We start from the raw sequence: 18902 nt of genomic DNA on the forward strand, positions 1-18902 counted from the left end.
GAAACAGGACGAACGCGCGCACCAATGGTGAAAAGCCCACGAGTCCATCGGCGGGTCCTTACGCCAGCTGGGACTCTATCCGGGACGCGCTCGCTGCCAGTGCTTCGCCGACGGCGGCCTGGTCCTGTTCGCGGCGGATGTAGACGACGGCGATCGCGGCGGGCCGCCCGCCTGGCACCCGGATCGGGGCGGCCAAGGATGACAAGCCGGCGATGACTTCGTCGTGGCTCGCCGCATAGCCGAGCCGGCGCGCTTCTGCCGCTTCCGGACGATACGGCAGGCCCGGCGCGCGGGCGGCCCATTCTTCTTCGCTCATGGTGGACTGGATCGCGATTCCAGGCGCCCCGGTGTTCACGGGGTGGCGGGTGCCGGGATGCTGTGCCAGGGTCGCGGCTGAGTGTCGGGGCTCGACCGTGACCAGCGTGACGCAGTCCTGATGATCCCAGACCGCGACGAATGCCGTCATGTTCAGGGCGTTGGCAAGCTGGGTCAGTTCCGGTAGGGCGGCCGTCTGGAGGTCGCGGGAGACACCCCGGGCCAGCACCGCAAGGCCGGGACCTGGCTGAACTCGGCCGGCGTCGTCGCGCACCAGCAGGGAATGATCCTCCAGCGTGCGAAGGATCCGGTAGGCCACCGAGCGATGAACGCCCAGGGCGCCGGCGAGTTCTGCAATGGTCAATGGGCGCTCTGCTGCCGCCAGGATTTCCAGGGCCTGGATTCCGCGGGAGAGGGTCTGCGAAGGCGAGACCGTCGCCGTCGTGTCCTGCAGACTTTTTGCGGCGCTGGGAGACATCATGCGCTCCATCCTATGTTGGGGCCTAATGCGACCGGCCCGCCGTCTTGTGCTGTCACTCACAAGAGACTATGGTTCTGTATGAGAATTTGTTGTTCAAATATAGAACAAATTCACATATAGAACAATCGCTAGCCAGGAATCAACGATGATTGCCAAGTCCAGCCATAATGCGGAGCCCGGTCCCTTGAGCCGCACTTCGCGGCCGCGGGCACATCATTTCCGCGGCAGCCTGGGCCGCTTCGCCACAGGTGTCGCTATCGTGACGTTCGACGGCGCCACCAAGCGGCACGGTATCACCGTCAACTCTTTCACCGCCGTATCCATGGAACCGCCGCTGGTCCTGGTCAGCATCGCCCGCAACGCCAAAGCCCACGATGAGCTGGCCGGGCGCCCCTTCAGCGTCAATATTCTGGGTGCCGAACAGAAGCAACTCGCCCTGCATTTCGCGGGCCGACCCGGGCCCGAGCCCCTTTGGGTAGAAGGCGACACGGCGCCCCGGCTATCCAACGTCCTCGCTTATTTCGAATGCACGCCCTGGGCGGCTTACGACGGCGGAGACCACACCCTCTACGTGGGTGAAGTGGTGGACTTCAACTACCGCAGCGGCGACGCGCTCGCGTTCGCCAACAGCTCTTTCACCACTATCCCTGAAAGCCAATTGGGAATGGAGGATCTTCTGTAGTTGCCGGCGCCCGTCGACGCCGCATCCGTATGCCGTTTCAGCACAACCATCATTGGAGACAACCATGGGAATCCGGACCGGACAGCAGTACCTGGACAAGCTCAACTCGATGAACCCCCACGTCCTGATCGACGGCGAAATGGTCACCGGGAAGATCGCCGACCACCCGTCCTTCAGGAATGTGGCCCGCACGTACGCGAAGCTCTTCGACATGCAGCATGACCCGAAGTATGCGGACGCCCTCACCTACGAGTCCCCGACGACGGGTGACCGGGTGAACGCCTCGTTCCTGGTGCCGCGCACCAAGGAAGACCTCGAACATCGGCATTCGGCCATCCGCACTTGGGCGGAGTACTCCCTTGGGTTCCTGGGCCGGACGGGTGATTACATGAACGGCGCCCTTACGGCACTCGCGGCCGCAGAAAAATGGTTTGCCCAGGCCGATCCGATGTTCGGCGAAAACATCCGCAAATACTATGAGCATTGCCGCGAGAACGATCTCCTTGCGACGCACACGCTGATCCCGCCGCAAGTCAACCGTTCGGTGTCAGGTTCCGAACAGCTCGGCGGGCAACTCTCGGCCAGGGTCGTCGAGGAGCGGGAAGACGGCATTGTGGTCCACGGCGCACGTATGCTCGCCACCATCGCGCCGATCGCCGACGAGCTCCTCGTGTTCCCTTCGACGCTCCTACGCTCGACGCCGGAAGATGCTCCCTACTCCTACGCGTTCGCCCTCCCGAACGATGCGCCGGGCATGCGTTACCTGTGCCGGACCTCGCTCTACAACGGCGGAGGCACCCACGACGAGCCGCTCGCCAGCCGCTTCGAGGAGATGGACGCCGTCGTCGTTTTCGACCACGTATTCGTTCCGAACGATCGCATCTTCATGCTCGGCCATCCCGAGCTGTGCAATGCCTTCTACTCCGAGACCGGCGCCGGGGCCCTCATGACCCACCAGGTGGTCACGAGGACCATCGCGAAGAGCGAGTTCTTCCTCGGCCTGGCCTCGGAGATTGCGGCGTCGATCGGGATTGACGGATTCCAGCACATCCAGGAAGACCTCGCGGAGCTGATCGAGACCGTCGAAATCGGCAAGGCCCTCATGGTGGCCGCGGAGGCCCAGGCAGCTCCAAGCCCGGATGGCGTGTTGTTGCCGCATTGGCCCACCCTGAATGCGGCACGCAACTGGTACCCCAAGGTTGCCCAGCGGTTCCCCGCGATCATCCGGAAGTTCTCGGCGTCGGGCCTCATGGCCCTGCCGGGCGAAGCGGACGTAGCCAGCGAGGCATTGCCGGACATCGAGCTGTACCTGCAGGCGAAGACCCTGACCGGCCCGGAGCGCGTGCGCCTCTTCAAGCTCGCTTTCGATGCCAGCATTTCCGCGTTCGCCGGGCGCCAGGCCCTCTATGAGTACTTCTTCTTCGGCGACCCCGTCCGCATGGCTGCCGCCCTCGTGAACAGCTACGACCGCGAGCCGGCCCGCGCCCGGGTGCGGGAGTTCCTCGAGCGGAAGGACTGAACGCGCCACGGCGCGTCCGACGACGACGGCGAGCTATCGCCGTCGTCGTTCGCACTCCGACGCTCGCTCAGCTATGACGGGAAATTCATCGACGCTCGCTCGCGTTTGGCGCGAACAAGCGCAACCCAGCGGCTTGCGAACTACCCCGCCTGCTCCAAAAGCCGCACCGCGTCGTCGTCGGTCAATTGTTCGAAGTGCTCGTAGAACGCGCCCACGGCATGGAATTTGCCCGGCGTGTGCAGGCACATCATGAAATCGCACACCCGGCTGATGGACGCTTGGGCTTCGAGGGATGACACGGGGACGGCGGTTACCACAGTCGCCGCGCCTCCCGCGCGGACGGCCTCGACGGCAGCGCGCATCGTTGCGCCCGTGGCGAGTCCGTCGTCGACAAGGACAACAGTCTTGCCCGAAAGATCGAAGCTGATACCCGGGTAGGTCTTCACTCGCCGCAGGAGTTCTCCGCGCTCGCGTGCCTCCACAGCGTCGAGCGAAGCCTGGGTGATTCCATGCCGAAGCATGCGCTCGGCGAGGGGCCGGTTGAGGATGCGGACGATCCTGCCGTTGGACCAGGCGAGGGCGCCGAACGCAGTTTCCTCGCGGCCCGGGATGCCGAGTTTACGTACCAGCATGGCGCCGTAGGGCTGGTGGAGCTCGACGGCGGCAGCGGCCGCCACGGGGACTCCACCGCGGGCGAGGCCCAGCAAGATGGTGTCCGGGCGATGCCGGAGCTGCGGGAGCCCTGCTGCCACGCGGCGTCCGGCGTCCGCACGGTCCTTGAAGCGCATGCCCATTCGTCTCACTTCCACGTCATCCAGCGCTGAATCAAGCCTACCTTTGTTGCCGGGACCGCTCTGCGCTGCCACGATGGGCCATGTGAACAAGCCGATCGGTTACTGGACCAAACGCCTGGACGCCGCTTTGGAGGCTCACCTGGACAGCACCTTGGCGAGGTTGAAACTCAGCCGGAGGCAGTGGCAGACGCTCAACGTCCTGGCCGAGACAACCATCAGCCCCGAGGATCTTGACGGAATACTCAACCCTTTTTGGGGCGGCGACACGCGACGTCGCGAAAACGAACTCGCCGCCCTGGTCGGCCGCGGCATGATCATCATGGTGGACGATCGCCTCAGCCTCAGCGAACTCGGCCACGCAAAACATACGGAAGCCCAAAAGCTCGTTGAAGAATCCCGGCGGGACCTCTCGATGGGGATCGGTATCGACGAATACGCCATGGCCGTCAGCGTGCTGGAGCGCATGACGCTCAACGCGGAGCGGCTGGCGGGTTAAGGCAGCCGCTCCGCCACTATCAGCCGCTCCGCCACCGCCTAGACGCCGAGGAACGCCACCGCAGCGTCCTTGAAAACCCGGCTGGTCACGGCGTTGCTGTGGTTCCGCCCCGGTACGAGCAGTTGTTCAACCATGCCCCCGGCATGGGAAGCGATCGAAGCGAGCTCCGGCATGGTGACGGCGCGCTCGTCCTTGTCGCCGGCCACCAGGAGCATCGGCATGTGGGGCACGGCTTCGGCAGGATCGAAGGGTTCGCCCTTGATGGCCTCGATGAGCGACAAGAGCGCAAAAAGATCGTTGCTCGGCAAGAGCTGTGCCATTTTGAGCAACCCTGCCGTGGACTCGTCTTCAATGGGTGTGCCGTCCGCGAGGTAGCGCTGGGCTGCTCCGAGATCGAACGACGCCAGGGGGTCTTCCTTGTTCGGGCCGCCCAACACCAGCCGGTGCACGAGTTCGGGCTGGGTTGCCCCGAATTCCCAAGCGAGCCGGGAGCCCAAAGAGTAGCCGATGACGTCGAGCCCGCTGGTAGGGTCACCGGCGCGCACGGGGCGCGCACCGGCGTCGGCGACTATCTGGAGCAGGTCCGCGCGGATCCGGCTCGGCGAGTAGGAGTCCAGGTCCTCGGGCGAGCTGCTCTGGCCGTGCCCTGGAAGGTCCACGGTGATGACACGCCGGCCCGCGGACTTGAGGGTGGAAATCCAGCCTGTGTCGCCCCAATTGAGTTTGGTGGACGAGGAGAAACCGTGCAGCAGCAGCACGGGGCGCAATCCGGCGTCGGTCCCTTCGGCAGGCTCATGGACTTCCACGAACAGATGCGGATCTGTCCCTTCCACAGTGTGGATGTGCTCTTCCTTGTGCCTGCCGCTCATGGTGTCAGTCCTCATCAAGTACGGCGCTCAGGCGGACCCGGCGCTTCGGTGCGTCATCCTTGGGAACGGTGCCCACGATACCGGCAGTATTGTCCGGCACCTCGAACACCACCAGCGGTTCACCGACGTTGATGGTCTCGCCCGGCGCTCCGTGGATACGGATCACTTTACCCGCCTGCGGGCTCGGCAACTCGAGGGCGGATTTACTCGTTTCCAGCTCCACGAGCGGCTGGTTCCGTTCCACCTGGTCGCCGGGGGAGACGAGCCAGTCCAGGACGGTCGCTTCGATGAGGCCTTCGCCAAGATCGGGCAGGGGGAAGCTGATTTCAGCCACGTCGATACTCCAGTACTCGTTGGATCCCCAGGAGGATGCGGTCAATGCTCGGAATGTATTCGTCCTCCAGGTCGCCGGAGGGATACGGCACATCGAAGCCGGTGACCCGTTCGACGGGCGCCTTGAGCGTGTCGAAGCAGCTTTGCGTGATCAGCTGGGCCACTTCGGCCCCCAGCCCGGAGGTCAGCGGAGCCTCATGCACGACGACGGCGCGCCGCGTCTTTCCGACGGAAGTCGCCAGTGCTTCGGCATCGATCGGCTTGAGCCAGCGCAGATCGAGGACCTCGACGTCGATTCCGTCTTCCGCGGCGAGTTCGGCAACCTGCTGGCACCGGGCAACCATGGCACCCCAGGCTACGAGGGTCAGGTGGCGGCCCGGCCGGACAACGCGGGCGCCGGTGAGGGTACCGCCGTCGGAGGCGTCCACGTCGCCCTTTTGCCAGTACCGGGACTTCGGTTCCATGAAGATCACCGGGTCAGGCCGCGAGGCGGCGTACTTGAGCAGGTGGTAGGCATCGTGCGGGTCCGACGGCGAGACCACCTTGAGCCCCGGAACGTGCGCGAAGAGTGCCTCGAGGCTTTCGCCATGGTGTTCGGGGGCGCGGATGCCGCCGAAGCTGGGTACGCGGAGCGTGATCGGCATCGGAAGCTTGCCCCGGCTGCGGTAGTTCATCCGGGCGATCTGGCACACGATCTGGTTGATGGCGGGATACGCGAAGCCATCGAACTGCACTTCCGGAATGGGGTGGAAACCGGCCATGGCCAGGCCCACTGACATCCCCAGGATGCCCGATTCCGCGAGCGGCGTGTCAAAGACCCGGGATTCTCCGTGCTTGGCCTGCAGTCCGTCGGTGATGCGGAAGACCCCGCCCAATCGGCCGCAGTCCTCGCCGAAGACCACCGTCTTCGGATCGGCCGAGAGGATCTCGTCCAGGGCGCGGTTGAGTGCCTGCTGCATGGAAAGCTTGACGGACTGGTTCTCTGTGGCTGCCCTGGCTTCGAGGGTGGCTGTGGTGCTTTCAGACATGTTCTGACTCCTCGCGCCAACGGGTGGCCTGGTTTTCAAGGGCGGGGGTGGTTTCCTGGAAGACGAAATCGAACATCTCGTTGCCGGGCCGGGGCCCGAGGGCTTCGATTCCGGTGCGGATGGCTCCTTCCTCTGCCCGGGCTGCTTGGTTGGCGGCGGTGAAGAACGCCTCGTCGGCTACGCCTTCGGCCAGCAAACGCTTGCGGAGGCGTTCCAGCGGATCCTCGCCGGCGTCGATGCGCTCGTCGTCGAGGCTCCTGTAGCGGCCGGGATCGTCGGCGGTGGAATGCGGACCGCGGCGGTAGGTCATGGCTTCGACCACAACCGGACCCTTTCCTGCGCGGCAGTGGGCGAAGGCGTTGCGGGTGGCCTCATGGACGGCGACCACATCGTTGCCGTCCACCTGGATGCCCGGGATTCCGTAGCCCGCGGCTCGGGCAGCTACCGAACCGCCGGCCACCTGCCGCTCGGTGGGGACGGAAATCGCCCAGCCGTTGTTCTGGATGAAGAAGACAACAGGTGCCTTCATCACGGCGGCAAAGTTCATGGCCTCGTGGACATCGCCCTGGGAGGACGCACCATCGCCGAAGTAGCTGAGGGCCACTCCGTGCCCGCCGCTCAGGGTCTGGCCGTGGGCCCAGCCGACGGCATGAAGCACCGAGCCTGCCACCACGGCCTGGATGGGCGCGAGGCGGCTAGCCAGGGGATCGTACATTCCGCCGTGCCACGTTGCCTTGTGGGTGGACATGTACGCCACCATGTCCACGCCCATGGTCCTGGCGACACCCATCTCGCGGTACGTCGGGAAGGCGAAGTCGCGGGCAGTGTCGAGGGCGTAGGCGCTGCCGACCTGGGCCGCTTCCTGGCCGAGTTCCGGAGCGTAGCCGGGGATGATTCCCTGGCGCTGCCAGGCAACGGCCGAGGTATCGAGGTATCGAACGGCAGCCATCAAGGAATAGAGCTCCCTGAGCTGTCCGGGGGACAGGGGTGCGGCGTCGGCTGCGGCCACGACGGGAAGAGATGAGTCCATGGACGTGACCGTAGTCACTGTTCGGAACGTAGGCAATCCGCCTATTCGGGGCTAGTCAAACTGCCATGAACTGCCAGTCTTCCCTGGGGAACACATAGCAATTTGCGCACCTCCCAACCAACTCCCCACCGCCACCCTCGCCTCGCAAGCTCGGCCAGGGAATCCTGGCGGCGTGGGCCCAGCAGTTGTTGTCGTTATGAGGGCTCAAAACGACAACAACTGCTAGTTAGTTGGGTTTGCTTAGGCGCTTCGTGCGGACCTCACCTTGGCGCCGATCCGGCAGGCCACGGCGATGCACGCGATCAACAGGAACGTTCCGATCAGCTGGCCCGCGCTTTCGGCGTTCGAGAAGCCCACCGCGAAGATCAGGGCAAGCAGGGCCAGTCCGAATACCGTAAAGAAGGGGAATCCCTTCATGCGAAGCGGCAGTTCGGTTCCTTCGCGGTCGGCGCGCCGGCGCAGGATGAACTGGGACACGAGCGCAGTTCCCCAGACTACGAGGCACGTGGACCCGACAAGGTTGAGCAGGGCGGGGAGTACGTGGTCGGGGAACAGCAGTTCCAGGATGGTGGCGATGAAGCCGAATGCAACGGAAACCCCGACGGCGGCCATGGGCACCTGGGCGCCGCGCAGCCGTGACAGGAAGGCAGGTGCTTCGCCGCGTTCAGACAAGGAGAAGACCATGCGTGAGGCGCCGTAGAGGTTTGCGTTGAGCGCGGAAAGCAATGCCACGACGGCGACGAGCGTGATGGCAGCGCCGGCTCCCGGGATGCCGGCAAGGTCCAGGACGCCGGCGAACGGCGACTTCAAGCCTTCGGAATCGGAGGGCAGTACTGCTGCAATGACGAAGACCGAACCAATGTAGAAGACCAGGATGCGCCACACCACCGTGCGGATGGCTTTGCCAACGCTGTGTGCCGGGTTCTGCGTCTCCGCAGCAGCCACGCTCACGATTTCGGTGCCCCCGAAGGCGAAAATCACTACGAAGAGGGCTGCGGCAATTCCGGACCAGCCGGACGGTGCAAAGTTGCCGGTCAGGTTTGCGAGGCCGGGGGAAGCTACGCCGGGCAACCAGCCGAACAGCAAAGCTGCGCCGATGACGAGGAAAGCGACAATGGCCGCGACCTTCAGGATGGCGAACCAGAATTCGAACTCACCGAAGTTCCGGACCCCGGCAAGGTTGATCGCGGTAAATGCCACCATGAATACCAACGCCAGCGCCCACACAGGAATGACTGGCCAGACGGAGAAGAGCAGCCCTGCTGCGCCGAGTGCCTCCGCGGCGATGACCACTACCAACTGCAGCCACCAAAGCCAGCCGACCGTGGACCCGGCCGTCCTGCCCATGGCCTTTTCCGCGTACACCGAGAAGGCGCCGCTGTTCGGGTTGGCGGCTGCCATCTCGCCTAGGGCCCACATCACCACGATGATCAAGGTGCCCGCCACAAGGTAGGAGATGAGCACTGCCGGACCGGCGGCGTGGATTCCGGCGCCCGAACCGAGGAAGAGTCCCGCGCCGATGGCGCTGCCCAAGCCCATCATGGTGAGCTGGCGCGGCTTCATCGAGTGGCCAAGGCCTCGCGAAGGAATGGAGGGTCGAACAGCGGTGGACTTCGTTGTCATTCGTGTTTGCCTTCTTGTGGATGGTTTGTTCGCTGGTCCTCGTAGGACTTATCGAATTTACCGCTTCCGGATGAAAGTGGCGAAAAACACTCGTGAGAGGATGGTTACAAGCTGGAGCGGCATCTGGGCATGAAGTGCCGATTTGTACATCCCCTTGGGCGGAAGCAGGAAAAACTGATGGTTGTGGACGAGTTGGATGCCAAGATTGTCCGATTTTTCACAGACTCCCCGCGGGCGTCCGTTCTGGAGGCATCGAGGGTCTTGAAGGTCGCCCGTGCCACGGTCCAGTCGCGGCTGGACCGGATGGCCGAGCGCGGAGTGGTGGCTCCCTGGGTTCCGCAGCCCGATCCTGCCGGCTTCGGCTTTCCGGTGGTCGCCTTCTGCTCGCTGACCATCAACCAGGACCTGGGGCACGACGCCGTCGTCGAAGCTTTGGCAGCGATCCCTGAACTCATTGAGGTCCACACCGTTTCCGGTAGTTCGGACCTCATGGTGCGGGTGGTGGGCAAGTCGAACTCGGACCTGCAGCGCGTGCTGGACAAGCTCATCGCCACCAAGACCGTGCTCCGTTCGTCCTCGGTGATCGTGCTGAATACGCATTTCCAAGGCCGCACTTTGCCCCTCCTGGAAGCTGCCGCCAAGGAGAACGCGGGCTGAAACATTTGGACACTGTCCGCCGACAGTCGTACCATTAGTTCTAGTCAATTTGACTATAACTAGTTTTCTGATCCCTACGGCAAAGAAGCGGGGTGAATACCGTGTACGCCACCTCCGCGAATGTCGCAGAGCGCAGGCTCGCGCCGCCGTCGTTGGCCATATCGACGGTGATCTTCGCCCTCCGCCCCAGTGAAAGCTCCGGCCGCCCAACGCTGTGGTTGCCTCTTGTGCGCCGCATCCGCGAACCGTTCAAGGACATGTGGGCATTGCCCGGCGGACCGCTCCAGCACGACGAATCCCTCCAGGATGCCGCGTCCCGCAACCTGCGCGAAACCACGGGGCTGGCTCCCCAATACCTCGAACAGCTCTACGCTTTCGGCGGCCTGCACCGCTCGCCCGCCCAGCGGGTCGTGTCGATTGTCTACTGGGCCCTGGTACAGCCCACGGAAGCCGCCCTGGCCGACGAATCCGAGAACGTCCGGTGGTTCCGGGCCGATAGGCTCGCGGAATTGGCCTTCGACCACAACGCGATTGTGGACTACGCCTTGTGGCGGCTGCGCAACAAAATGGCCTACGGGTCCATCGCCTATCACTTGCTGGGTGAATTCTTCACCCTGGCACAGGTCCGCGAAGTCTACGAGGCTGTCCTGGACCGTCAGCTGGATCCGGCAAACTTCCGCCGGCAAATCAAGGGAACACCGGAAATCGAGGAAACCGGTGAATACCTCCAGGGCGGAAAACACCGCCCGCCCCGCCTCTACCGCTTCACCGGCACGCCCGGACTCGGGCCAGACAACAGGAGTACACCATGAGCAGCGTCAATACAGCTATCCAGCTGATCACCCGGGAAGAAGCCGAAAACGGCCGTTCCGCGGCCGGGTCGACGTGCAGCCCCGCTCTGGCCAAGGGCCCCTGGGAGTACGACCTCGCCGAAGCCCTCGCCGGCATCCCCGCTTACGGTCCCGGTGCGTCCAGCGCCGACGACGCTCCGAAGGCCACCCCCCGCCAAGGCCAGTTGCCCGAAGAGTACAAGCTGGCCAGCGACGCCGAGCTCGACGCCCGGATCCGTGCCGCCAAGGAGACGCTGGGGGACCGGGCTGTCATCCTGGGCCATTTCTACCAGCGCGACGAAGTTGTCCAGTACGCGGATTTCGTGGGCGACTCCTTCCAGCTCGCCAACGCTGCCCTGACCAAGCCCGACGCCGAGGCCATCATCTTCTGCGGTGTTCACTTCATGGCAGAAACAGCCGACATCCTGTCCAGCGCAGACCAAGCCGTGATCCTGCCGAACCTGGCCGCCGGCTGCTCCATGGCCGACATGGCGGACGAGGATTCGGTGGAGGAATGCTGGGAGCAGCTCGAGGAGCTCTTCGGGACCGCCCCCGATTCCGAAGGCCGTGCCCCGGTCATCCCGGTGACCTACATGAATTCCTCGGCCGCATTGAAGGCCTTCTGCGGACGCAACGGCGGCATCGTGTGCACGTCCTCCAACGCCAAGACGGTGCTCGAATGGGCCTTCGAACGCGGCCAGCGGGTCCTCTTCTTCCCTGACCAGCACCTGGGCCGCAACACGGCCAAGGCGCTAGGCGTCCCGCTGGAGCAGATGCCCATGTGGAACCCGCGCAAGGAACTCGGCGGAAACGACGAACAGACCCTGCTGGATTCCCGCGTCATCCTCTGGCACGGTTTCTGCTCCGTCCACAAGCGTTTCAACGTGGGCCAGATCGAGAAGGCACGCGCCGAATTCCCGGGCGTGAACGTCATTGTGCACCCTGAGTGCCCCATGGAGGTTGTTGACGCGGCAGACGGCGCAGGCTCCACGGACTTCATCAAGAAGGCCATCGCCGCCGCGACCGAGCCCACCACTTTCGCGATCGGCACCGAGATCAACATGGTGAACCGCTTGGCCGCGGAGAACCCGCAGCACACCATCTTCTGCCTCGACCCGGTGATCTGCCCTTGTTCCACGATGTACCGCATCCACCCCGGCTACCTCGCCTGGGTGCTCGAGGAACTGGTGGAGGGCCGCGTGGTCAACCGCATTACTGTGGACGATTCGGTCAAGGACAACGCCAAGATCGCCCTTGAACGCATGCTCGCAGCTCGGCCGCTCTAGGCCACATCCCGTACCAACCAGTCGAATCGAGCCTCACATGACTGCAGAACGCATTCCCGGCGCCCCGGCGCGGCGGCGGCTCGTCGTCGTCGGGAGCGGCATCGCCGGCCTCTACTCCGCGCTGCTGGCCGCCGAGGCCGGTGCGGAGGTCGTCCTGCTCAGCAAGGGCGCGCTCGCGGACAGCAATACCTTCTTCGCCCAGGGCGGGATTTCGGCAGTGCTGGACGAACCGGCCCCCGGCGATACCGTCGCCGCGCACATCACGGACACCCTCACAGCCGGCGCGGGCCACTGCGATGAGGAGGCCGTGCGGGTTCTGTGCTCCGAAGCTCGCCTCGACATCAGGGGGCTGGAGCGTTTCGGCGTCCGTTTCGACGCGGACGACGACGGCGATCCCGCCTTGGGGCTCGAAGCCGCCCACTCCGCGCCAAGGATTCTCCACGCCGGTGGAGACGCCACGGGTGCCGGGGTGGCGAACGCACTCATCCTGGCAGTCCTTGACGCACAGGACGCCGGGAAGATCCAGGTGCTGGGACATTCACAGGCGACGTCACTGATCCAGTCCGAGCGTCGCGTGACGGGCGTTGAATTCCTGCGCAACGGCCGCCTTGAGAGCGTATTCGGCGATGCCGTGCTGCTGGCCACCGGCGGGGCGGGGCAGCTGTTCGCCCAGACCACCAACCCCTTGGTGGCAACGGCTGACGGACTCGCGCTCGCATGGCGGGCAGGCGCGGAGCTCGCGGACCTGGAGTTCTTCCAATTCCACCCCACGAGCATGGTCCTCTCCGCTGCAGGAAAACCGGCTCCCTTCGGCGCCGATCCGCTCCTCATTTCCGAAGCCGTCCGCGGCGAAGGCGCCATCCTGGTGGACGCGAACGGCGAACGGTTCATGCCCCGCTACCACCCCGACGCCGAACTGGCGCCGCGCGACGTCGTCTCCCGCAGCATCGCCCTCCACCTTGCGTCACTTGGTGATCCCAACGGCCACGTCTTCCTTGACGCCCGGACCGTGGAAGCGAACAAGGGGAAAGGCTTCCTTGAGAAACGCTTCCCCACGCTCAGCGCCCGGACCCGCGAAGCCGGAGTCGACTGGACCCTTGAGCCAGTTCCGGTCGCCCCTGCCGCCCACTACTGGATGGGTGGGGTGGTCACGGATCTCCACGGCCGGACGTCTGTACCTGGCTTGCTTGCCGCCGGCGAAGTTGCTTGTACCGGGGTGCAGGGCGCCAATCGCTTGGCTAGTAACTCGCTGCTCGAAGGGCTGGTCTTTGGACGGCGGGCTGTTGAAGGGTTCCTTGGGTGGGCGCCGCCGAACGGCGGGGGGACCGACTCGCTAGTTCCCTCGGCGCCTGCGCTCCGGTCTCTCGCCGGCGAACGCCTCGCAAGCTCGGAGGCCGGCGTGGACCTCTACGCAACAACGGCGCTTTCGGGAACCACCGAGCCGACCGGGGCGCTCGTGTGGCAGCCTGAGCTCGTTCCGGAGCCCTTTAGCCGGGCCGCCCTTCGGCGGTTGATGACTGCCAAAGCCGGGGTGCTTCGGACCGGGGGGTTGCTGCGGGAGGCCGCTGAGGCACTCAACGCTTGGGCCGACGTCGTGCTTCCTGAGAATGTGCCGGACTCGGTGGATTCCGTGGTTCACGAGGATGCCAATTTGCTCCTGGCTGCGCAGTTGTTGGTGCGGGCTGCGGGGGCGCGGCGGGGGTCGTTGGGGGCGCATTATCGGAGTGATGCGGTCGAAACCCCGCGTGAAGAAATTGTTCAGAGATACACGATCCGCCGGAAAGCGAGCCTCGTCAATGACTAGCCTGACCCTCCCCGCAGCACCCGTCCGGGACATCCTGGAGCGGGCATTCGCGGAGGACGCGCCGAGCGGCGATATCACCTCGCAGCTGCTCATTCCCGCCGAAGCCCGGGCCACCGCCGTGCTCAATGCTCGGGTTCCGGGGGTGTTCAGCGGCGGAACGGTGTTCCGTGACGCCATGTTGCTCGTCGACCCGGACACCGAAGTGGAGCTGCTGCTCGCGGACGGTGAAGCGTTCGACGCCGGAACCCACCTGGCGCGGGTCAGCGGCCGGGCACGCTCGGTGCTGCTCGCCGAACGCGTCGGGCTCAACCTTGCCCAGCGCATGAGCGCCATTGCCACCAAGACCGCGGAATTCGTCAAGCTGGTCGACGGTACCAAGGCCCGCATCACGGACACCCGGAAAACTACTCCCGGGCTGCGGGTATTGGAACGCTACGCCGTGCGATGCGGCGGAGGAGCCAACCACCGCTACAGCTTGTCCGATGCCGTGCTGGCGAAGGACAACCACTTGGCAGTGATGACCGGTGGCGATTCCGCGAAACTCACTGCACTGCTGAAGGCCGCCAAGGCCCAACTGGGCCACACCACGCACTTCGAGGTGGAAGTGGACCGCGCCGAGCAGATCGAACCCGTGCTGGCGGCCGGTGTCGACACGATCATGCTGGACAACTTTTCGCTTGAGGAGCTCCGTGCCGGCGTGAAGCAGGTGGCGGGCCGCGCCGTCGTCGAGGCGAGCGGCAACGTCAACGTCAACACCGTGGCGGACATCGCGGCCGCGGGAGTCGATGTCATTTCGATCGGCGGACTCACCCACAGCGTCAGCGCGCTGGATCTCGGCCTGGACGTGACGCTCGACGTGGCGCCGGACCCATCCCTGGCTCTCGGCTGACACCATGATCTTCCTCGACGCCGCGGCGACCACACCGGTCCGCAGGGAAGTCCTCGAAGCCATGTGGCCGTATCTGACGGGGGAGTTCGGCAATCCCTCAAGCCATCACAACCTCGGCGAAGCAGCCGCGAACGCGTTGTCCGGGGCACGCGCGGCGGTAGCGAAGGCTCTGGGCTGCCGGCCGGGGGAGATCACCTTCACGTCCGGCGGCACCGAGGCGGACAACCTGGCGGTGAAAGGAATTGCCCTCGCGAGACGTGCGGCGGATCCTGCCCTGAACCGCGTTGTCATCAGCGCTATCGAGCACCCTGCCGTCGAGGAATCCGCGCTCTACCTGCAACGCGTCCACGGGTTCGAGGTGGACGTGGTCCCCGTGGACCGGAACGGTGTGGTGACGGTTGAGGCGCTCCGGGCCGCGCTGAGCCCGGAGACGGCCCTCGTCAGCATCATGTATGCGAATAACGAGATCGGGACCGTGCAGCCCGTGCGGCAACTTGCCGAGGTTGCCGCGGAACATGGTGTGCCGTTTCACACGGACGCCGTCCAGGCTGCGGGCTGGCTCCCGATTGGCGTCAAAGAACTGGGGGTCGACGCGCTGAGTATCTCAGGCCATAAGCTCGGCGCACCGAAGGGCAGCGGCGTGCTCTATGCCAAGGGCAGGCTGAGACTTGAACCGCTCGTCCATGGCGGCGGACAGGAGCGGGGCAGGCGCTCCGGGACCGAAAACGTGGCGGGAGCCGTCGCGCTGGCCACCGCAATGACTCTTGCCCATGCCGGGCAGTCCGGACTTGCCGGACGTGTCACGGAGTTGCGGGATGCCTTCATCCGCGCTGTCCTCGAGGCTGTGCCTGGTGCCGTGTTGACCGGCCACCCCTCGCAACGCTTACCGTCCGTCGCGTCTTTCTGTTTCCCCGGCACCAGCGGGGAGTCGGTATTGCTTGAGCTTGAGCGGCTTGGGGTGGTGTGCTCCAGCGGATCGGCGTGCGCCGCTGGATCCGACGCCCCCTCTCCGGTCCTGCTGGCCTTGGGAATCGAGCCCGAGGTGGCCCACACAGCTGTGCGTTTCAGCTTCGACTCCACGGTGACGTCAGCGGAACTGGACCAAGCCGCGGAAGCCGTGGCTGCCGCCGTCGGGAGCGTCCAGGGGCTCGGCCGCCGCTGACGGTCCCCACCCCAAGTAACTCGCATTTGTTGTCGTTCTGAGCCCTCAAAACGACAACAAATGCGAGTCAGTTGGGAGTCAAACGTGGCGGGCGCGGCGGAAAATCCAGTGCCGCAGCATCGTGAACCGCACGGCCGTCGCGACGAATCCGGACAGCGTGGTGGTCCAGAGGTCCTCCTCGAGGGTTGCCTCGGGCCGGAACGCATGCAGCACGCCCAGGCTCCCGCCAGTGATGACCAGCGCCACGGCGATCACGATCAACCCGTTCAAGTGGTCCCGCGTCCTCTTCCGGTTGCCACTGATCTTGAAGGTCAGCCGACGGTTCAGGGCCGTGTTCATGAGCGAGGTGATGATCAGCGCTGCGGCGTTGGCAGGTTGGGGTCCCACCCACGGCCTGAACAGCGCGTACAGTGCCAGCGAGGTGACGGTGCAGATGATCCCGACGCCGGTGAAACGGATGAGCTGCCTGACCACCGGATAGCGCAGCACGCCTTTGCGGCGCTTGCTTGTATTTGGCCTGGAAAGGGACGTCTGCCGCGTCTCAATTGCCGGCACGGCAGGAGGCTCCATTGCTCAAGCCTGTCATATCAAGCTGGGAATTTTCTCCCAAGTTGCTGCGATGACGGGGTTGGTGAGCTCTCCGATGCCCTCAATGCGGCAGCTCACAAGGTCTCCTGGCGCGATCCTGGCACACTCGGCGGGGAAGCCGGTGAGGACCAGGTCTCCGGGGTGCAAAGTCATGAACGACGTGAGGTAGACAAGGATCTCGTCCACTTTCCATCCGAGGTCGGCGGTGCTGGCCGTCCGCAATTCCCTGCCGTTGTGCACGATGCCGATCGAAAGATCACTGTCATCGAGGTCAGTGACGATCCACGGTCCCGCAGGGGTAAACGTGTCCTGGCTTTTCGCGCTGATCCACAAGTCGTCGGTCTTCTGCAGGTCCCGCGCCGAGACGTCGTTGCCGATCGTGAAACCGAGGATGGCGTCGCGCGCGTTGTCGAGTGTGAGGCCGCGGACTTTGCGCCCGACGACGACGGTCAGTTCCGCTTCGGGGTCCACGTATCCGACGCCGGAGGCGAGTTCGATGGCGTCGCCTGGTCCGATGACGCTTGTGGCGGCCTTGTGGAACGCCTGCGCAGGCAAATCCCGGCCTGGCTGGCCGGTGTTGTGCGCCATGCCGAAGACGTTGGCGGGAACAGACGGCGCCAGGAACGTGAACACATCCTCGGAGACACGAGAGCCTGCAACCCAACCTGGCCGCCCTGCGCTGCTGCTATTTGCCGGCGAGCCTGGGAACGGACTGTCCACCACCGTCCAGCTCCGGCCTTCCGCGGAAGCGAAGTCGGCGGCGTCGTTCGCTACGAAGAACTGTTCGTCCGGTGAGGTGGGGGAGAGCGGGCGGACGCGGGCGATCCGGCGTGCACGTGAGGAAGTCATGAAGACATCCTACGTCCTTGAACCTCTTGAGGCGGCAGGTTTAGACGGGCAAGTAGAGCTCGCCCACGGGGATATCCGCGGCCAGGCGATTCGCGGGCCCGGCCAAGGGGCAGGCCCAGGCCTCGTTGTAGGCACAGGATGGGTTGTAGGCGAAATTGAAGTCGAGCACGAACTCCTGTTGCCCGGATCCTCGAAGGCCGTGGAAGGCTCCCTTGATGGTGTCCAGCAAGTAGCGGCCGGCGCCGTAGCTTCCTCCGGGTTTGCCGGCCGTGGCGTCGCGGAAGGGCACGAAGATGCCGCCGCCGTAGCTGCGCAGGCGCCACACGGCCAGCGAGCCGAGCTCGTCGAGGTCGAAGGTGCCGAGGCGGACAAACGGCACCACGCCGTCGGTCCCGGTCTGGACGTTCATCTCCTGGCCCGCGCCTTCCGGCGAAAGGGCGGCATAGCGGCGGAACCGGGGATCGTAGTCCGCGGTGCGCAAGCCCGAAAAAGCCTGCTTGCTGGCGGGAGTCAGCGCCGAGGCCGGGTGGGTACCGAACATGCGGTCCCGTTCCTGGCGCCAGTACACGTGGGCCTGGAAGGGATCGTCCATCGCGATCTTGCGGACGTCGTCGTACAAGGCGAACGTGCGCAAACGCCAGTCTGCGATGTCCACGGCGGAAATGTCCGCCACACTGTTTTCGTCCTCATCGAGCAGATCGGGAGCCATGCGTCCAGCCTAGTCCTACCGCACGGGCCGAAGCGGCGGCCCGTAGGGCATCGGCTGGGTTTGCAGGCGCGAAACGCCGATCCGGAGGGACGGGCAGCGGCTCGGCGCCGCTAGGCTGGTGCGCATGAGAGCAAAGCGGATCCCGTTGAAGTTTTCAGTCGCCGTCCTCGGTGCGCTCATTGTGGTCGCCGCCGCCGGCTGTAGTTCCGAGGGCAAGGGCGGTGCCGTCTGGACAGCCGGGTCCAGCAGTGCGGCTCCCGGGAGCGCAACGCCGTCGGGCCCAAGCACAGCCGCGCCGTCGGGCGGTTCCAGTGCCAGCCCTTCCGCGGGAAGCACCGCGACGGCGGGGGCGACTGCCGCGGCGTGGAAAACGTACTCGGATGCGGCCAAGAAGGTCAGCTTCGATCTTCCGAGTGACTGGATTGCGCAATCGGTCACGCCCGACGCCGGTTCCATGCCGGGCGCCCTGAAGATCGAGGTCAAAGACGCCAAGGGAGGGTACCTGGCGACCCTTCACACCGGGCTGCCCTCGGCGAGTCCGGCTGACTGCAATCCGGCCGCCAAGCGTCCTTACGTCGTGGTCAGCAGCGTGCCTATTGACCTGCCCCATGCCGACGGTGATTCCACGATCCCCCCGCACGTGGTGTTCCGGGTCATCCAGGGCTATAAATTCTTCGGTTCGTACGGCATCACCAACCTGGTGGCCGGAACCGATGGGCAGGCCTGCCAACTGCGGAACCTTGTGGTGGGACCTGCAGGAAAGGGCAACTACTACTTCGGGGACATGCAAGCCGTGCATGCCTTCGCCACGGATGAAGTAGTTGCTCCCGCGAAGTCCTTCGACACCTTGGACCAGGCCGCCAAGTACGTTGACCAGAGCTCGGAATTCGCCAACGTCCAGCGGATGCTATTGTCTCTGAAGGTCAATCTGTAGAACCAAGGTTGATAGACATTCGTC

At 65.0% G+C, this 18902-nt stretch carries 20 protein-coding genes; 10 read left to right on the forward strand and 10 right to left on the reverse strand.

Features of this window, described 5'->3' with window-relative positions:
* Positions 1–58: 58 nt before the first annotated feature.
* Positions 59–793 (reverse strand): IclR family transcriptional regulator, encoded by a 735-nt coding sequence (locus AC3WJU_RS00655; protein WP_284988484.1) that lies wholly within the window; start codon positions 791–793, stop codon positions 59–61.
* A gap of 148 nt (positions 794–941) precedes the next feature.
* Here AC3WJU_RS00655 and AC3WJU_RS00660 point away from each other — a divergent pair, with 148 nt between their 5' ends.
* Together AC3WJU_RS00660 and hpaB are read left to right on the forward strand one after the other, a co-directional pair.
* Entirely contained in the window at positions 942–1478 is a 537-nt protein-coding gene (locus tag AC3WJU_RS00660) for a flavin reductase family protein (RefSeq protein WP_059387630.1), read from the forward strand.
* Positions 1479–1542: 64 nt separating this feature from the next.
* Complete coding sequence (gene hpaB, locus AC3WJU_RS00665) at positions 1543–2997, forward strand: 4-hydroxyphenylacetate 3-monooxygenase, oxygenase component (protein WP_492258896.1); 1455 nt, start codon at positions 1543–1545, stop codon at positions 2995–2997.
* A 140-nt stretch (positions 2998–3137) separates the two neighbouring features.
* Here hpaB and AC3WJU_RS00670 read toward each other — a convergent pair whose 3' ends face one another.
* Positions 3138–3791: a phosphoribosyltransferase gene (locus AC3WJU_RS00670; RefSeq protein WP_492258897.1), complete on the reverse strand. Its 654-nt coding sequence runs from the start codon at positions 3789–3791 to the stop codon at positions 3138–3140.
* 82 nt (positions 3792–3873) lie between these two features.
* On the opposite strand from AC3WJU_RS00670, the gene AC3WJU_RS00675 reads away from it, so the two are divergent.
* Entirely contained in the window at positions 3874–4287 is a 414-nt protein-coding gene (locus AC3WJU_RS00675; RefSeq protein ID WP_284988383.1) for a MarR family transcriptional regulator, read from the forward strand.
* Between the two features lie 38 nt (positions 4288–4325).
* Here AC3WJU_RS00675 and AC3WJU_RS00680 read toward each other — a convergent pair whose 3' ends face one another.
* From AC3WJU_RS00680 to AC3WJU_RS00700, 5 genes are all read right to left on the reverse strand, one after another.
* Positions 4326–5156 (reverse strand): alpha/beta fold hydrolase, encoded by an 831-nt coding sequence (locus AC3WJU_RS00680; protein WP_284988382.1) that lies wholly within the window; start codon positions 5154–5156, stop codon positions 4326–4328.
* A 4-nt stretch (positions 5157–5160) separates the two neighbouring features.
* A complete protein-coding gene (locus AC3WJU_RS00685; protein WP_234747729.1) occupies positions 5161–5490 on the reverse strand; it encodes a biotin/lipoyl-containing protein in 330 nt (109 codons plus the stop codon).
* The gene (locus AC3WJU_RS00690) at positions 5483–6517 is read right to left on the reverse strand and encodes an alpha-ketoacid dehydrogenase subunit beta (protein WP_492258898.1); all 1035 of its coding nucleotides are present in this window, start codon (positions 6515–6517) and stop codon (positions 5483–5485) included. The genes AC3WJU_RS00685 and AC3WJU_RS00690 overlap by 8 nt, the downstream gene beginning before the upstream one ends.
* Positions 6510–7547, reverse strand: a complete 1038-nt coding sequence (locus AC3WJU_RS00695; protein WP_492258899.1) for a thiamine pyrophosphate-dependent enzyme — start codon at positions 7545–7547, stop codon at positions 6510–6512. Before AC3WJU_RS00695 ends, AC3WJU_RS00690 begins: the two co-directional genes overlap by 8 nt.
* A gap of 240 nt (positions 7548–7787) precedes the next feature.
* Positions 7788–9170 carry an amino acid permease gene (locus AC3WJU_RS00700; protein ID WP_492258900.1) on the reverse strand — a complete coding sequence of 461 codons (1383 nt, stop codon included), beginning with the start codon at positions 9168–9170 and terminating at the stop codon, positions 7788–7790.
* A gap of 177 nt (positions 9171–9347) precedes the next feature.
* On the opposite strand from AC3WJU_RS00700, the gene AC3WJU_RS00705 reads away from it, so the two are divergent.
* The 6 genes from AC3WJU_RS00705 to AC3WJU_RS00730 all read left to right on the forward strand — a co-directional run bounded on the left by AC3WJU_RS00705 (position 9348) and on the right by AC3WJU_RS00730 (position 15798).
* A complete protein-coding gene (locus tag AC3WJU_RS00705; RefSeq protein ID WP_492258901.1) occupies positions 9348–9827 on the forward strand; it encodes an Lrp/AsnC family transcriptional regulator in 480 nt (159 codons plus the stop codon).
* A gap of 101 nt (positions 9828–9928) precedes the next feature.
* Positions 9929–10639, forward strand: coding sequence for an NUDIX hydrolase (locus AC3WJU_RS00710; protein ID WP_113990543.1), 711 nt, complete (start codon positions 9929–9931; stop codon positions 10637–10639).
* Complete coding sequence (gene nadA, locus AC3WJU_RS00715) at positions 10636–11943, forward strand: quinolinate synthase NadA (RefSeq protein ID WP_492258902.1); 1308 nt, start codon at positions 10636–10638, stop codon at positions 11941–11943. Before AC3WJU_RS00710 ends, nadA begins: the two co-directional genes overlap by 4 nt.
* A 37-nt stretch (positions 11944–11980) precedes the next feature.
* The gene (gene nadB, locus AC3WJU_RS00720) at positions 11981–13747 is read left to right on the forward strand and encodes an L-aspartate oxidase (protein ID WP_332601879.1); all 1767 of its coding nucleotides are present in this window, start codon (positions 11981–11983) and stop codon (positions 13745–13747) included.
* Complete coding sequence (nadC, locus tag AC3WJU_RS00725; RefSeq protein WP_284988376.1) at positions 13740–14636, forward strand: carboxylating nicotinate-nucleotide diphosphorylase; 897 nt, start codon at positions 13740–13742, stop codon at positions 14634–14636. The genes nadB and nadC overlap by 8 nt, the downstream gene beginning before the upstream one ends.
* 4 nt (positions 14637–14640) lie before the next feature.
* On the forward strand, positions 14641–15798 hold the full coding sequence (locus AC3WJU_RS00730; protein ID WP_284988375.1) for a cysteine desulfurase family protein: 1158 nt from the start codon (positions 14641–14643) through the stop codon (positions 15796–15798).
* A 78-nt stretch (positions 15799–15876) separates the two neighbouring features.
* Here the strand turns inward: AC3WJU_RS00730 and AC3WJU_RS00735 are convergent, their stop codons facing one another.
* The 3 genes from AC3WJU_RS00735 to AC3WJU_RS00745 are packed head-to-tail and all read right to left on the reverse strand — an operon-like array spanning position 15877 to position 17944.
* Positions 15877–16368 carry a GtrA family protein gene (locus AC3WJU_RS00735; protein WP_492258903.1) on the reverse strand — a complete coding sequence of 164 codons (492 nt, stop codon included), beginning with the start codon at positions 16366–16368 and terminating at the stop codon, positions 15877–15879.
* Positions 16369–16380: 12 nt separating this feature from the next.
* Positions 16381–17235, reverse strand: a complete 855-nt coding sequence (locus tag AC3WJU_RS00740; RefSeq protein WP_284988373.1) for a fumarylacetoacetate hydrolase family protein — start codon at positions 17233–17235, stop codon at positions 16381–16383.
* 40 nt (positions 17236–17275) lie between these two features.
* The gene (locus AC3WJU_RS00745; RefSeq protein ID WP_307054181.1) at positions 17276–17944 is read right to left on the reverse strand and encodes a DUF1684 domain-containing protein; all 669 of its coding nucleotides are present in this window, start codon (positions 17942–17944) and stop codon (positions 17276–17278) included.
* A 124-nt stretch (positions 17945–18068) separates the two neighbouring features.
* Between AC3WJU_RS00745 and AC3WJU_RS00750 the strand changes: the two genes are divergently transcribed.
* Positions 18069–18878: a hypothetical protein gene (locus AC3WJU_RS00750; protein WP_307054178.1), complete on the forward strand. Its 810-nt coding sequence runs from the start codon at positions 18069–18071 to the stop codon at positions 18876–18878.
* Positions 18879–18902: the final 24 nt, after the last annotated feature.

The sequence above is a fragment of the Arthrobacter sp. FW306-1B-F12A genome, from assembly GCF_058781865.1.

Coding starts and splice junctions, on each gene's coding strand:
- nadC (WP_284988376.1), top strand. CDS start 13,740: ATGACTAGCCTGACCCTCCCCGCAGCACCCGTCCGGGACATCCTGGAG.
- AC3WJU_RS00655 (WP_284988484.1), bottom strand. CDS start 793: ATGTCTCCCAGCGCCGCAAAAAGTCTGCAGGACACGACGGCGACGGTC.
- AC3WJU_RS00705 (WP_492258901.1), top strand. CDS start 9,348: ATGGTTGTGGACGAGTTGGATGCCAAGATTGTCCGATTTTTCACAGAC.
- AC3WJU_RS00730 (WP_284988375.1), top strand. CDS start 14,641: ATGATCTTCCTCGACGCCGCGGCGACCACACCGGTCCGCAGGGAAGTC.
- AC3WJU_RS00740 (WP_284988373.1), bottom strand. CDS start 17,235: ATGACTTCCTCACGTGCACGCCGGATCGCCCGCGTCCGCCCGCTCTCC.
- AC3WJU_RS00690 (WP_492258898.1), bottom strand. CDS start 6,517: ATGTCTGAAAGCACCACAGCCACCCTCGAAGCCAGGGCAGCCACAGAG.
- AC3WJU_RS00670 (WP_492258897.1), bottom strand. CDS start 3,791: ATGGGCATGCGCTTCAAGGACCGTGCGGACGCCGGACGCCGCGTGGCA.
- hpaB (WP_492258896.1), top strand. CDS start 1,543: ATGGGAATCCGGACCGGACAGCAGTACCTGGACAAGCTCAACTCGATG.
- AC3WJU_RS00660 (WP_059387630.1), top strand. CDS start 942: ATGATTGCCAAGTCCAGCCATAATGCGGAGCCCGGTCCCTTGAGCCGC.
- AC3WJU_RS00750 (WP_307054178.1), top strand. CDS start 18,069: ATGAGAGCAAAGCGGATCCCGTTGAAGTTTTCAGTCGCCGTCCTCGGT.
- AC3WJU_RS00735 (WP_492258903.1), bottom strand. CDS start 16,368: ATGGAGCCTCCTGCCGTGCCGGCAATTGAGACGCGGCAGACGTCCCTT.
- AC3WJU_RS00745 (WP_307054181.1), bottom strand. CDS start 17,944: ATGGCTCCCGATCTGCTCGATGAGGACGAAAACAGTGTGGCGGACATT.
- nadB (WP_332601879.1), top strand. CDS start 11,981: ATGACTGCAGAACGCATTCCCGGCGCCCCGGCGCGGCGGCGGCTCGTC.
- AC3WJU_RS00700 (WP_492258900.1), bottom strand. CDS start 9,170: ATGACAACGAAGTCCACCGCTGTTCGACCCTCCATTCCTTCGCGAGGC.
- AC3WJU_RS00695 (WP_492258899.1), bottom strand. CDS start 7,547: ATGGACTCATCTCTTCCCGTCGTGGCCGCAGCCGACGCCGCACCCCTG.
- nadA (WP_492258902.1), top strand. CDS start 10,636: ATGAGCAGCGTCAATACAGCTATCCAGCTGATCACCCGGGAAGAAGCC.
- AC3WJU_RS00680 (WP_284988382.1), bottom strand. CDS start 5,156: ATGAGCGGCAGGCACAAGGAAGAGCACATCCACACTGTGGAAGGGACA.